This is a genomic window from Micromonospora marina, from assembly GCF_900091565.1.
Taxonomy (GTDB): Bacteria; Actinomycetota; Actinomycetes; order Mycobacteriales; family Micromonosporaceae; genus Micromonospora; species Micromonospora marina.
In genome coordinates this window covers 85313-98619 of the sequence record NZ_FMCV01000009.1, presented here as the reverse complement: position 1 = coordinate 98619, position 13307 = coordinate 85313, and the positions used below count along the sequence as shown (strand labels likewise).

Sequence of the window (13307 nt, the reverse complement as noted above, 5' to 3'; positions counted from 1 at the left end):
CCAGGGCGCAGGGGCACTTCCGCCGCCTGGTTGCGGCGAGTAATGTCTTGCCTCCAACGCGTTCCGATCCCCCTCCGGAGGCGTACCCCGTGATGGGTGGTTCCCCCCTGCGCATCCTCGTCGTCGGCGCGGGCCTCGCCGGCCTCGCCGTGGCCCGGGCGTTGCGCCTGGCGGGGTTCCGGCCCGACGTCACCGAGCGGCTGCCACCCACCGAGATGATCGACTCCGGCCTCTACCTACCAGGCAACGCCGCCCGGGCGATGCGCCGGCTCGACCTCGACGGGCCGCTGCGCCCGCTCGGCCAGGTGATCCACCGGCAGCGCTTCCTCGACGCCGCCGGAGCGCCGCTGTGCGAGGTCGACCTGGACGCGCTCTGGGCCGGTGTGGGGGAGTGCCGGGCGCTGCCCCGGGCCGAACTGCACCGGGTCCTGCTCACCGGCGCGGGCGGCGCGGTCCGCCACGGCGCCGAGGTGAGCACCGTCGACCTGCTGCCCGGGCGGGTCGCCGTCGGCTTCACCGACGGCACCGGCGCGGAGTACGACCTGGTCGTCGGCGCCGACGGGCCCCGCTCGGCGGTACGGACGCTGGCCGCGCTCGGCGGACCACCACGCCCCGCCGGGCAGGTGGTCTACCGCGCCCTGGTGCGCGGCGGCCCCCGCATCGCGGACTGGACCGCCCTGCTCGGCCAGCGGGCCGGGTTCCTGGTGGTGCCGGTCGGCGCCGGACGGCTCTACTGCTACGCCGACGAGGCCGGCACCGACCTGCCCGCCGACCCGCTCGCCCGCCTGCACGAACTGTTCGGCTGCTACGGCGGACCGGTGCCCGAGGTCCTGGCCGCGCTGGAGACCGTGTCCGTGGAGCGCACCGAGGAGGTCGAACTGGGTCGCTGGTTCCACGGCCGGGTGCTGCTCGTCGGTGATGCCGCTCACGCCACCGCGCCGACGCTGTCCCAGGGTGCCGCCATGGCGCTGGAGGACGCCGTCGTCCTCGCCGAGTCGCTGCGGGCCGCCGGCAGCGTCGACGCCGCACTGATCGCGTACGAGAGCCGTCGCCGGCCGCGTACCCGCTGGGTGCGGGACCGGACCCGGGACCGCAACCGGACCCGCGACGTGCCGCCGGCGCTGCGCGACCCGTTGCTGCGCGGACGTGGCGGCCGGATCTTCCGGGAGCACTACCGGCTCCTGACCGGCCCGCTCTGACGGGCGGAAGATCGTAGCCGCCCACCCCACGCGGCAGGGCCGCCTACCGGGGACTATCCTCCTTGCGGATGACGGCTGCGCCGATGACCAGCGCGCCGAGCGGGACAACCAGAACCGGAGGCCACTCGTGACCACCGTCGCACCCAAGCCGGTCGTGACCCGGCCCTGGCCGGTCCGCGAGCCGGTCAAGGGGTCGGCCATCGCGCGGCTGCTGCGCACCACGGACGCGAAGCAGATCGGGATCATGTACATGGTCACCGCGTTCGTGTTCTTCATGATCGGTGGCCTGATGGCCCTGATCATGCGCGCCGAACTCGCGCGACCGGGCCTGCAGTTCCTGTCGCCCGAGCAGTACAACCAGCTCTTCACGATGCACGGCACGATCATGCTGCTGTTCTTCGCGACGCCGATCGTGTTCGCCTTCGCGAACTACGTGGTGCCGCTGCAGATCGGCGCGCCGGACGTGTCGTTCCCCCGGCTCAACGCGTTCGCGTACTGGCTGTACCTGTTCGGCGGCACGCTCGCGACCGCGGGCTTCATCGCCCCGGGCGGCGCGGCCGACTTCGGCTGGACCGCCTACACGCCGCTGAGCACGGTCGAGCACTCGCCCGGCGTCGGCGCCAACATGTGGGTCGTCGGCCTGGCCATCTCCGGTCTGGGCACGATCCTCGGCGCGGTCAACCTGATCACCACGATCCTGACCCTGCGCGCGCCCGGCATGACGATGTTCCGGATGCCGATCTTCACCTGGAACATGCTGGTCACCAGCCTGCTGGCGATCCTGGTCTTCCCGCTGCTGGCCGCCGCGCTGTTCGCGCTCGCCGCGGACCGCCTGATGGGCGCCCACGTGTACGACCCGGCGACCGGCGGCCCGATGCTGTGGCAGCACCTGTTCTGGTTCTTCGGTCACCCCGAGGTGTACATCATCGCGCTGCCGTTCTTCGGCATCATCAGCGAGATCATTCCGGTGTTCTCCCGGAAGCCGATCTTCGGCTACAAGGGCCTGGTGGCCGCCACCATCGCCATCGCCGCCCTGTCGATGAGCGTCTGGGCGCACCACATGTTCGCCACCGGCCAGGTGCTGCTGCCGTTCTTCAGCTTCCTGAGCTACCTGATCGCCGTGCCCACCGGTATGAAGTTCTTCAACTGGATCGGCACCATGTGGCGGGGCCAGATCACGTTCGAGACGCCGATGCTGTTCTCCATCGGCTTCCTGGTGACCTTCCTCTTCGGTGGTCTCACCGGTGTGCTGCTGGCCAGTCCGCCGCTCGACTTCCACCTGCACGACTCGTACTTCGTGGTGGCGCACTTCCACTACGTGCTCTTCGGCACCATCGTGTTCGCCGTGTTCGCCGGCATCTACTTCTGGTTCCCGAAGATGTTCGGCCGGATGCTCGACGAGCGGCTCGGCAAGATCCATTTCTGGCTGACCATGATCGGCTTCCACACCACGTTCCTGGTGCAGCACTGGCTGGGCAACGAGGGCATGCCGCGCCGGTACGCCGACTACCAGGCCGCCGACGGCTTCACCACGCTGAACACGATCTCCACGATCGGCGCGTTCATCACCGGCATCTCGACGCTGCCGTTCATCTGGAACTGCTGGAAGTCGTACAAGACCGGCCCGGTCGTCGAGGTCGACGACCCGTGGGGTCACGGCAACTCGCTCGAGTGGGCCACCAGCTCCCCGCCGCCGCTGCGCAACTTCGACCGGATGCCGCGCATCCGCTCCGAGCGGCCGGCGTTCGACGCGAAGTTCCCCGAGCTGGCCGCCGGGCAGAGCCTGGCCGGCCCGCCGGAGGGTGGCGCGAAGCCGCTGACCAGCGAGGTAAACGGTGGCGCCAGCTACCAGGAGGACACCGCAGGCAACCTCGACCAGCGCTGACGTCGGCACGAACCACGAGGGCGCCGCACCCACCCGGGTGTGGCGCCCTCGTTGTCTGCCGGTGCTCCCGGCGGCGGCGCTGTCCGGTGGAGGAGACTCGCATGGACCGAAATCGAGCGGCGTGACAGCCGAGGACGCGCGAAGCATGTCCGTCACTCGATGGATGGCTTACGCTGAGCCCGTCGTATCAATGATCTTCATGTTCCGGCAACAGGAGGCGTTGTGTTCAGGTACCCGCTCGTGACGTTGGCAGTCGCCGCGTTCAGCCTGCCACTTTCGGCCGCTCCCGTGCAGGCGGCTCCCATGCCGGCTCCCGCGACCCAGTGGTCGGCGGCGATCGCACCGACCGGTTGCACCACGTCGACCGAGTGGGTCACCGAGGGCAGCAACTACTACTACGGCCGCGGCAAGGTGCAGTGCACCACGGGTCGCTACAAGGTCAAGATTCAGTGCCGCAACAAGCAGACCGGCGTCGGTTACGTCGTCTACGGCAGCTCGGCGGTGAACGCCCCCGGTACGGCCACCACCACCTGCAACACCGGCAACGTCGCCGAGAAGGTCTACCCGGTGGCGGATCCCCTGCCGACCGGGGGCGCGACGACGGGCTGCGCCCCCTGGATGGAGTGGGTGCACGAGGGCAGCAACCACTACTACGGCCGTGGCCGCGTCCAGTGCGACACCGGCCGTTACAAGGTAAAGATCAACTGTCGTAACCTGCAGACCGGGGCGACCTACGTCGTCTACGGCACCCAGGTGGTCACCGCCCCGGGCACGGCCACCAGAACCTGCTACAGCGGCAACGTCGCGGAGAGCGTGGAGGCGCTGCCGCAGTGACCGGCCCGGCCGGGCGGCGCACGTCTGTGCGCCGCCCGGAGTGCGGTCGGTCGGCAGCCGACGTGACCCCGGGGTGACGGGCCGTGGTGGCGAACCCGGCCCCACCCCTCAACCAGGCCGCACCACCGGCTCACCCCGCAGGGTCACCCCGGTGCCCCGCATCGCGCGTAGCGCCACGTCGAGGGTCTCCGGCGCGACCGCAGCGGTCAGGTCGAGCAGGACCGTGGTGTCGAAGCCCTCGCGGGCGGCGTCCAGGGCGGTCGCGCGCACGCAGTGGTCGGTGGCGATGCCGACGACGTCGACCCGGTCCACGTCGTGCCGACGCAGCCAGTCGGCCAGGCACTCGCCGTCGGGGCCGTGCCCCTCGAAACCGGAGTACGCGGCCGCGTGCTCGCCCTTGTGGAAGATCACCTCCACCCGGTCGGTCACCAGCTCGGGGTGGAACTCGGAACCGGAGGTGCCGACCACGCAGTGCCGGGGCCAGGAGTCGACGTAGTCGGGCGGGTCGCCGAAGTGCGCGCCCGGGTCGACGTGGTAGTCCTTCGTCGCGACCACGTGGTCCCACCGGTCCGGCTCGGCGGCGAGCAGCCGGGAGATGCCGGCGGCCACGCCGGCGCCGCCGCCGACCGCGAGGGAACCGCCCTCGCAGAAGTCGTTCTGCACGTCCACGATGATCAGGGCGTTCGCCATCTGACCGATCCTCCTCAGCTCGCGGGTACGACGGTAACCGGTACGGCGGGATCCCCGGCGGAGAGCTTGAGCCCCTCCCACGGGATCGAGATCAGGCACTGGCGCAGGTGGTCGCGGGACTCCTCCAGCGCGGGCAGCGTCTCCGGTTCGCCCGACACCACGTACGAGTGCTGGAGCAGCCGGTCGTTGGGCTGCCGGTCCGGCACGCCCTGCGGCACGATGACCTCCTCGGTGGCGGTGCCGGTCGGCTTGTGCCGGCGGACCGCGACCTTCCGGCCGCCGATGGTGGCCTTGTGCTCGGAGCGCTTGACCACCGGCCGCCCCTCCACCTCGACCAGCTTGTAGACCAGGCCGGCGGTGGGCGCGCCGGAGCCGGTCACCACGGCGGTGCCGGCGCCGTACATGTCCACCGGTTCGGCGGCGAGCGCCGCGATGGCGTACTCGTCGAGGTCGCCGGAGACGATGATCTTCGTCTCGGTGGCGCCGAGCGAGTCGAGCAGCTCGCGGGACTGCTGGGCGATCACCGCGAGGTCGCCGGAGTCGATCCGGACCGCCCGCAGCTCCGGCCCGGCCACCGCGATGGCGTTGCGGATGCCCTGGGCGATGTCGTACGTGTCGACGAGCAGCGTGGTGTCCTTGCCCAGCGTGGCGACCTGGGAGGCGAACGCGGCCCGCTCGTCGTCGTGCAGCAGCGTGAAGGCGTGCGCGGCGGTGCCCGCGGTGGGGATGCCGTACCGCTGCCCGGCGGCCAGGTTGGAGGTGAACCGGAACCCGGCCAGGTACGCGGCCCGTGCCGCGGCGACGGCGGCCTCCTCGTGCGCCCGGCGGGAGCCCATCTCGATCAGCGCCCGGCCCCGCGCCGCGGTGACCATCCGAGCCGCCGCGGCGGCGACCGCACAGTCGTGGTTGAGCACCGACAGCACCAGCGTCTCCAGCACCACGCACTCGGCGAACGTGCCCGAGACGGTGAGGATCGGGGAGCCGGGGAAGAACAGCTCGCCCTCGGCGTAGCCGTCGATGTCGCCGGTGAACCGGTAGTCGGCCAGCCACTGGGCGGCCCGTTCGTCCACCACTCCGGTACGGCGCAGGAAGTCGATCTCCGCCGGGTCGAACCGGAAGCCCCGGATCATCTCGATCAGCCGGCCGGTCCCGGCGACCACGCCGTACCGGCGGCCGGTCGGCAGTCGCCGGCTGAACACCTCGAAGACGCAGCGTCGGTCGGCCGTGCCGTCACGCAGGGCCGCGCCGACCATGGTCAGCTCGTAGTGGTCGGTCAGCAGCGCGGGGCGAAGGGTGCTCACCGCCCCAGCCTAGAGTTCAGCCCGGGTCCGCGCCGTCGTGCCCCGGCATCGACCGCAGAGTGGCCCGCAACTCGGCGCGTCCGGCGACGCCGAGTTTGCTGTAGACGCGCTGGAGGTGGTTCTCCACCGTGCGCGTGGACAGGAACAGCCGCTCGGCGATGGCGCGGCTGGTCACGCCGTCGGCGGCGAGGCGGGCGATCTCCCACTCGCGCTCGCTGAGCGTCGGGCGCAGCAGCCGCAGCGCCGGGGTGGAAATCTCGTCGCAGCGGCGCAGCAGACCCGCGAGGCGTTCCCGGATCGGCCCGGTGGCGCCCGCGCGGAGGTGTCGCGTCCGGTGCAGGGCCAGCGCTGTCGCCTCGGCCGCGTAGACGGTCAGCTCCCGGTCGGCGAAACCGTCGGCGACCGCGAGCAGCGCGTCCGGCGAGCCGTCGACGGCGGCCCGGCCGAACCGGGCGACGAGCGGCGGCAACACACCGTCGATCTGTTCGGAGAGTTCGGCCAGGCGTTGCGCAACGGTGCGGCGGCCACCGTCGGTGCAGGTCGGGCCGACCGGCGCGGCGGCCTGGTCGAGCCGAACCAGGTCGAGCAGGACGAGCAGTTCGTGCCCGGCCAGGCCGTCCTCGCGCAGGCGGTCGGCGAGCGCGCACAGGTGCTTGACGGCCGCCGGCAGGTCGCCCGTCGCGGCCTGGACCGCGCCCCGGGCCTGCTCCAGCCACGGGTAGAGCACTGCCATCCCGGGTGCGTGCGTCCGGTCCGCCTCGGCCATCGCCTCGGCCGCGTGCGTCGCGTCGCCGCGCAGCGCGGCGGCCTGGGCGCGCTCGGCGTGCGCGAGGCCCGCGTACACCCGGCTGGTGGCGAGCACCGCGCACGCCTCCAGGCTGGTCCGCAGCGCGTCGTCGCCGCGCCCGCGCAGCCGCGCCGCGTACGCCTGGAGGATGGCCAGGTAGCCGGTGCCGAGCCGGAAGTCACCGGCCCCGGCCAGGTCGGCGAACTCGTCGGCGACTATCGCGTCGATGCCGGGCAGGTCACCGGAGAGGGCCAGCCGGGTGCCCCGGGCCAGTTCCATCGCGAGCTGGAGGTAGGGCATGTCGGCCCGCCAGCACGCCGCCTCGGCCTGTACCCGGGCGACCGCGGTGGCGCTGAGCTGGTATTGCCCCTGCGCCGCCTGGAGGTGGGCGAGCGTGCAGCGGGCCAGCTCCCGGGCGGCCATCGGGGCGGCGGGCCGGTCCAGCACCTCCTGGGCCAGCCGTACCGCGACGTCGACGTCGAGCCGGTGCAGCCGCATGATGGCCTCGAACGCGCGTACGCGTGCCCGGTCGGCGGGGTCGCTCAGCTCCCCGCCGCGCGCGGCGAGATCCTCCACCGTGGACTCGCGGTTGAGCCCCCAGTAGCTGACCATGCCCCGGACCGTCAGCCACCGGCTGCGCCGCCGGTCGTCGCGGATCTCACCGGCGACCTGGTCGAGCACGCCGAGTGCCTCGTCCGGCCGGTCGCCGAACATCAGGATGGTGGCGAGCAGTTCCGCCGCATCGGTGCCGCCACCGGCTTCCAGCGCGGCCCGGGCCAGCCGGGTGGCCAGCGGCACGTCGTACCGGCCGAACGCCTGCATCGCCGCGTCCAGCAACAGGGCCACGTCCTGCGCCGTACCCGAGTCGAGCCGCCACACCGCGACGCGCAGCAGGTCGTCCCGGCGGCGCTTGCCCACCTGCTCCAGCAGCCCGGCGAGCGTGGCCTGGAGCCGGCGGGTGCGGCTGACCGGGCAGTGCCGGCGCATCACCTCGCCGTAGAGCGGGTGCGCCAGGCGGACGTTGAGCCGCCGGTCGTCGTGGACCAGCGTGATGAGCCCGCGTTCCTCGGCCGTCTCCACGTCCGCCGGGTCGACCGCGCGTTCCAGCAGTTGCAGTCCCAGCGGCTCGCCGAAGGCGGCCAGCTCGACGACCGCCCGTACGCCGGGGGTGAGTTGGCCGATCCGGGCGTCGATCAGGTCGGTGAGGCTGGGTGCCAGCTCCAGCCGGCCGGTCCAGGTCCAGATGCCGTACCTGCGGTCCAGCTCGTCGCCGGCGGCCAGCACCAGCTCCCGCAGCAGCAGCGGGTTGCCGGCGGAGAGCTGGAACAGCCGGTCCGAGGAGCAGGCGTCGACCGGACCGCCCAGGATGGCCGCGAGCAGCCCGGTGGTCTCGCTGCGGCACAGCGGGCTCAGCTCGGCTAGGTCGGCCAGGTCGTCGGTCCAGAGTGCGCGGATCGGCAGCGGGATCTGCTCGCCGTTGCGCAGCGTCCCGAGGACGTACGCGTTCGCCGAGCGGGCGACCAGATGCACGAGCGCCGCCGACGGCGGGTCGAGCAGATGGGCGTCGTCGACGGCCAGCACGATGGGCCGCCCGGCGGCCTGCTCCTGGAGCACGTCCACGGCCCAGCGCAGGATCCCGGCGGGGGAGAGGCCCTGCGGTTGGGTGGCGGGCAGCACCTGGACCAGCCCGCCGAACGGCAACGCGGCGGTGGTGGCGCTGGCCGCGATGGACCAGATCGCGTACCGCTCGGGGGAGAGCGCGGCCACCCCCTCGCGCAGCAGCCGGCTCTTGCCGACCCCGGCGTCACCGCTGAAGAGCAACCCGCGACCCTCCGGGCTACCGACCGCCGACCACAGACGGTTGAGTTCGACAGTACGGCCGACGAACTCCCACCTACTCATCGACGCAGCATATCGACCGTGTTCCGTGCGCGTGCGTACCGTCACGCAGTGAAGTTGAGTAATCTGTTCATTACTCGTGAGTACCGGTGTTGTCGGCTGTCGGATGGCCGACACCCGTACTCTTCCGGCAGCCCTGCAACCAGGGAGAATCCGCGACCGCCACCCTGGTCGCCCGATCGGGAGGCCCACCTGATGACGCCAGGTTCGCTCCCCTCGGTCCACGTGCCCGACCCGCGCCGGCAGGCCGGGCCCGCCGGATGTGTCCCGCTACCGGCCCGGCTCGGGATGACCGCGCCCGGGCCGGACGAGCCGATGGCGGTGGTCGTCGCCGGTCCGGCCGGCGCGAACCGGCGCGAGCTGATCGCCGGCCTGCTCGGGGTCGAGGCCGCGACGCTCGCCGTGCCGACGGGAAGCAATCTGCTGGTCCAGCACGCCGCCACCGCCACCCGCGCCGCGTACGTCCCGGGCTACCGCCAGCCGCACGCCTACGGCGCCGACCCGCTCGCCGCCGGCCCGGCGCTGGCCCGGCCGCCGCGCCGGGTCGAGCTGAGCCTGCCCGATCCGCTGCTGCGGCACTTCGCGGTGGTCGACACGCCTGATACCGGCACGCTCGGCGTCGCCGGCGGCCGGGTGCTGCGCGACGCCGTCGGCCGGGCCGGCGCGTTGCTCTTCGTGATCTCCGCCGACCAGGCGTTCAGCGCGGCCGAGCTGCACCTGCTCGCCGAGGTGGCGCGTACCCGGGTCGAGGTGTTCTTCGCCGTCACGCCCGGCGTGACCGCCCCGGCCGCGCCGGGCGACGGAACGCGGGCCCAGGACCGGGCGGCGTCCGGTACCGATCTCGGGCCCATCCGCCGGCTCGACCCGGTGTCGGTCTCCATCGAGGCGCACCGCGCGGCGCTGCTGGCCGCGGTGCCGGCGCTCACCCCGGCCCGGTGGTTCCCGGCCCGCCACGCCGAGCTGCCGCAGCTGCGCCGCGCGCTGGTCGGCTGGGCCGCCGACGAGGCGCTGCGTCGCGGCAGCGCGTGCCCGCCGGTGCCGGCCGGCGCGCACGGCCGGATACCGGTGCTCGCCGGCGTCGAGCCGGGTGAGCTGGCCGACCGGATCGACCGCCAGGCCCGCGCCTGCGCCCGCCGGATCCGCCAGCACCTCGCCCTGGAACTGGCAAACATCCACTTGCGGGTGGTGCAGGAGATCGTCTTCGGGGTCGGCTGCGCCGGCCTGCCGCAACTGCTCGACCGGGAGATGGAGGCGCTGTCGCTGCTCGCCACCGCCCAGTGCGACGAGGCCGTGCGGGGCCTGGTCGACGAGGCTGCCGCCCGGGTGTTCGGCGCGCCGCTGGCCGAGGGCGTACGCCGGCGGATCACCCACGCGGTGCGCTGGGGCCTGGCCGACCACCCGGACGCGCCCGAGCTGGACCGGGTGCTCCTGGTGACCAGCACGGCCGGGGTCGCCGGGCTGACCGGGGCGGGCGCCCTGGACGCGCTGGCCGGCCTGCCCGGCGCGCAGCGGAACGAGGTGCTCCCGCCGGTCGGCGTCGCCCTCAACGGGGGCTGCTGGCAGCACTGGCGGGCGCCCGGCAACAACGATCCGAACGCCGCCCGCTCCTGGGCCCAGCGCGCGCTGCGCGAGGTCGAACTCGAGCTGTCCCGCGAGGTGTCCCGCCGCTTCGAGGTGATCCGTCTCTCGCTGGGCGCGGTGCTCGCCGATGCGCTCGACCACGGCATCCTGCTTGCCTGACCACGGGGTCGGCAGACGGCGACCCGGGCTCGCGTACGCGGCCCGGGCGGGTGACGACGACCCGCGCGCCGTTCCGGTTCATCGGTTCCCCGGATCCGGTGGCACGATGGGGGGCATGGCGGCTCCACAGGTTGCGCCGGTCGAGACGCCGGACACCGAAGAGGTGCCGGTCTCCGACCGGCCGTGGGTGACCATCGTCTGGGACGATCCGGTCAACCTGATGACGTATGTGACCTGGGTGTTCCAGAAGCTCTTCGGGTACAGCCGGGAGAAGGCGGAGCGGCTCATGCTGGACGTGCACCACAAGGGCAAGGCCGTGGTCTCCAGCGGTGCCCGGGAGCGGATGGAGCACGACGCGGCGCAACTGCACGCGTACGGCCTCTGGGCGACGGTGGACCGATCGTGAGCGCGAGGAGTGAGCCGGTGTCGCGAGCCCCGCAGTCGCGAGCAAGGGTGGCGCTGTGAGCATGTTCCGCCGCCGGGGCGACCACTACGTGGCCACGTTCGCGGTCGACGAGGTCCGGGTGCTGCGCAAGGTCGCGGGCGAGGTGGTCGGGCTGCTGACCGACGGCTTCGACCACGGCGATCCGGTGGTCGGGCGGCTCTTCCCGGACGTCTACCCGGACGACGACGCCGGCACCGCCGAGTTCCGCCGCTACACCGAGGGTGATCTGAAGACCGGCAAGATCGACCAGGCGGGTGCCGTGCTCGCCGCGCTGCCCGACGGGGACTCCGGTGGCGAGGTGCGGCTGGACGCGGAGGCGGCCGAGGCGTGGCTCCGGGCGCTGAACGACGCCCGGCTGGCGATGGGCGTACGCCTGGAGATCAAGGACGGCACCGACCTGGGCGAGGAACTCGACGACGCGGTGGCCGCGGACCCGGGTTCGTCCCGGGTGTTCCAACTGTCGGTCTACGCCTATCTCGGATATCTGCAGGAGTCCCTGCTCAACGCGCTGATCGACTGAGTGGTGACGGTTGCCACCTCGCCGCCCGGGAGGGCCAGGCGCTAGGCTTGGCGACGTGCTGAGCATCGACCGGTCGATCATCGACGCGATCGTCGCCCACGCGCGCCGGGACCACCCGGACGAGGCGTGCGGCGTGGTCGCCGGTCCCGTCGGCAGCGACACCCCGGCCCGGCACATCCCGATGGACAACGCCGCCCGTTCCATGACGTTCTACGAGTTCGACTCGATGGAGCAGCTGCGGGTGTGGCGTGAGATGGACGACCGCGACGAGGAACCGGTCGTCATCTACCACTCGCACACCGCGACGGAGGCCTACCCGTCGCGTACGGACGTCTCCTTCGCCGGCGAGCCGGGCGCGCACTACCTGCTCGTCTCGACCCGCGAGCCCGACACCGAGGAGATCCGCTCCTTCCGGATCGTCGACGGCGTGGTCACCGAGGAGCCGGTGGAGATCGTGGATGCCGCCGTGGACCCGAACGCCGTCCAGTCCTACATGTTCGGGCAGAGCCCGGCGACGGTCGACTACGAGTGTTCCGGCCGCTGACCTTCAGCGCCGGCACCTTCCTTTTCCCGTCACCTGGCACGATCCCGAACGAGGAGCACGAGACACCATGGCCATCGAGGTTCGCATCCCCACCATCCTGCGCAGCTACACCGGCGGCGCGAAGGTCGTCGAGGGCAGCGGCGACACGCTCGCCGACCTGCTCACCGACCTGGACTCCCGGCACGGCGGCCTGAAGGGCCGGCTGGTCACCGACGCGGGCGCGCTGCACCGGTTCGTCAACGTCTACGTCAACGACGAGGACGTCCGCTTCCTCGGCGCGCTCGACGCCAAGCTCAACGACGGCGACAGCGTGACCATCCTGCCGGCCGTGGCCGGTGGCGCGTTCGGCTTCGCGGCCGCCGCGGCGATCGCCTCGCACGCGGTCTCCACGCGCGCCGCCCGCTGAGGGGGCCCGCGATGGCGCGGTACGACAGCCTCCTCGACGCCTGCGGCGGCACCCCGCTGGTCGGGTTGCCCCGGCTCTCGCCGACGGTCCCGGCCGGGGCGCCGCCGGTGCGGCTCTGGGCCAAGCTGGAGGACCGGAACCCGACCGGCAGCATCAAGGACCGCGCAGCCCTGTTCATGGTCCGCGCGGCCGAGGAGGCCGGCCGGCTGCGTCCGGGTGACACGATCCTGGAGCCGACCAGCGGCAACACCGGCATCTCGCTGGCCATGGTGGCGAAGCTGCGCGGCTACCGGCTGGTCTGCGTGATGCCGGAGAACGTCTCCACCGAGCGGGTGCAACTGCTCCGGATGTACGGTGCGGAGATCATCTTCTCGCCGGCCGCGGGTGGCTCGAACCAGGCGGTCGTGACCGCGAAGCAGATCTCCGCCGAACACCCGGACTGGGTGATGCTCTACCAGTACGGCAACGAGGCGAACGCCCGGGCGCACTACGAGACGACCGGGCCGGAACTGCTCCAGGACCTGCCGGGCATCACGCACTTCGTGGCCGGGCTGGGCACCACCGGCACGCTCATGGGCACCGGGCGCTATCTGCGGCAGAAGGTCGAGGGCATCCAGATCGTGGCGGCCGAGCCGCGTTACGGCGAGCTGGTCTACGGTCTGCGCAACATCGACGAGGGTTACGTGCCCGAGCTGTACGACGCCGGAGTGCTGTCCCGCCGCTTCTCCGTCGGCACCCGGGACGCGGTGCTGCGGACCCGGCAGCTCGTCGAGGTGGAGGGCGTCTTCGCCGGGTTCTCCACCGGCGCCATCCTGCACGCCGCGCTCGCGGTGGCGCACGAGGCGGTCCGGGACGGCCGGCGCGCGGACGTGGCGTTCGTGGTCTGCGACGGCGGCTGGAAATACCTGTCGACCGGCGCGTACGGCGGCACCCTCGCCGACGCGGAGGAGGCTCTGGACGGTCAGCTCTGGGCCTGACGGACCGATGGCCGGTCCGGCCGGTGGCGTGCCCGCCGGCCGGACCGCCGGTCTCGTCCGGAGCGGACGTGTATGGGTGT

12 protein-coding genes are annotated in these 13307 nt (G+C 72.6%); 9 read left to right on the top strand and 3 right to left on the bottom strand.

Features of this window, described 5'->3' with window-relative positions; all coding sequences use genetic code 11:
• Window positions 1-92: 92 nt before the first annotated feature.
• The 3 genes from GA0070215_RS13270 to GA0070215_RS13260 all read left to right on the top strand — a co-directional run bounded on the left by GA0070215_RS13270 (window position 93) and on the right by GA0070215_RS13260 (window position 3918).
• Entirely contained in the window at window positions 93-1199 is a 1107-nt protein-coding gene (locus GA0070215_RS13270; protein WP_091045811.1) for an FAD-dependent monooxygenase, read from the top strand.
• A gap of 127 nt (window positions 1200-1326) precedes the next feature.
• The gene (gene ctaD / locus GA0070215_RS13265) at window positions 1327-3084 is read left to right on the top strand and encodes an aa3-type cytochrome oxidase subunit I (protein WP_091045808.1); all 1758 of its coding nucleotides are present in this window, start codon (window positions 1327-1329) and stop codon (window positions 3082-3084) included.
• Between the two features lie 303 nt (window positions 3085-3387).
• Window positions 3388-3918: a hypothetical protein gene (locus GA0070215_RS13260; RefSeq protein ID WP_091045804.1), complete on the top strand. Its 531-nt coding sequence runs from the start codon at window positions 3388-3390 to the stop codon at window positions 3916-3918.
• 108 nt (window positions 3919-4026) lie between these two features.
• Here the strand turns inward: GA0070215_RS13260 and GA0070215_RS13255 are convergent, their stop codons facing one another.
• The 3 genes from GA0070215_RS13255 to GA0070215_RS13245 are packed head-to-tail and all read right to left on the bottom strand — an operon-like array spanning window position 4027 to window position 8598.
• Window positions 4027-4608, bottom strand: coding sequence for an isochorismatase family protein (locus tag GA0070215_RS13255; RefSeq protein WP_091045800.1), 582 nt, complete (start codon window positions 4606-4608; stop codon window positions 4027-4029).
• Between the two features lie 14 nt (window positions 4609-4622).
• A complete protein-coding gene (locus GA0070215_RS13250) occupies window positions 4623-5909 on the bottom strand; it encodes a nicotinate phosphoribosyltransferase (protein ID WP_018786688.1) in 1287 nt (428 codons plus the stop codon).
• A 16-nt stretch (window positions 5910-5925) separates the two neighbouring features.
• Window positions 5926-8598, bottom strand: a complete 2673-nt coding sequence (locus GA0070215_RS13245) for a helix-turn-helix transcriptional regulator (RefSeq protein WP_091045796.1) — start codon at window positions 8596-8598, stop codon at window positions 5926-5928.
• 192 nt (window positions 8599-8790) lie between these two features.
• Between GA0070215_RS13245 and GA0070215_RS13240 the strand changes: the two genes are divergently transcribed.
• The 6 genes from GA0070215_RS13240 to GA0070215_RS13215 all read left to right on the top strand — a co-directional run bounded on the left by GA0070215_RS13240 (window position 8791) and on the right by GA0070215_RS13215 (window position 13227).
• A complete protein-coding gene (locus tag GA0070215_RS13240; RefSeq protein ID WP_091045793.1) occupies window positions 8791-10335 on the top strand; it encodes a P-loop NTPase family protein in 1545 nt (514 codons plus the stop codon).
• A gap of 115 nt (window positions 10336-10450) precedes the next feature.
• Window positions 10451-10741 (top strand): ATP-dependent Clp protease adapter ClpS, encoded by a 291-nt coding sequence (gene clpS, locus GA0070215_RS13235; protein WP_018786685.1) that lies wholly within the window; start codon window positions 10451-10453, stop codon window positions 10739-10741.
• Between the two features lie 61 nt (window positions 10742-10802).
• Entirely contained in the window at window positions 10803-11300 is a 498-nt protein-coding gene (locus tag GA0070215_RS13230; RefSeq protein ID WP_018786684.1) for a DUF2017 domain-containing protein, read from the top strand.
• 55 nt (window positions 11301-11355) lie between these two features.
• A complete protein-coding gene (locus GA0070215_RS13225) occupies window positions 11356-11844 on the top strand; it encodes a M67 family metallopeptidase (protein WP_018786683.1) in 489 nt (162 codons plus the stop codon).
• Window positions 11845-11911: 67 nt separating this feature from the next.
• The gene (locus GA0070215_RS13220; protein ID WP_091045789.1) at window positions 11912-12250 is read left to right on the top strand and encodes a MoaD family protein; all 339 of its coding nucleotides are present in this window, start codon (window positions 11912-11914) and stop codon (window positions 12248-12250) included.
• Window positions 12251-12261: 11 nt separating this feature from the next.
• Window positions 12262-13227 (top strand): PLP-dependent cysteine synthase family protein, encoded by a 966-nt coding sequence (locus GA0070215_RS13215; protein WP_018786681.1) that lies wholly within the window; start codon window positions 12262-12264, stop codon window positions 13225-13227.
• The last annotated feature ends 80 nt before the right edge of the window (window positions 13228-13307 follow it).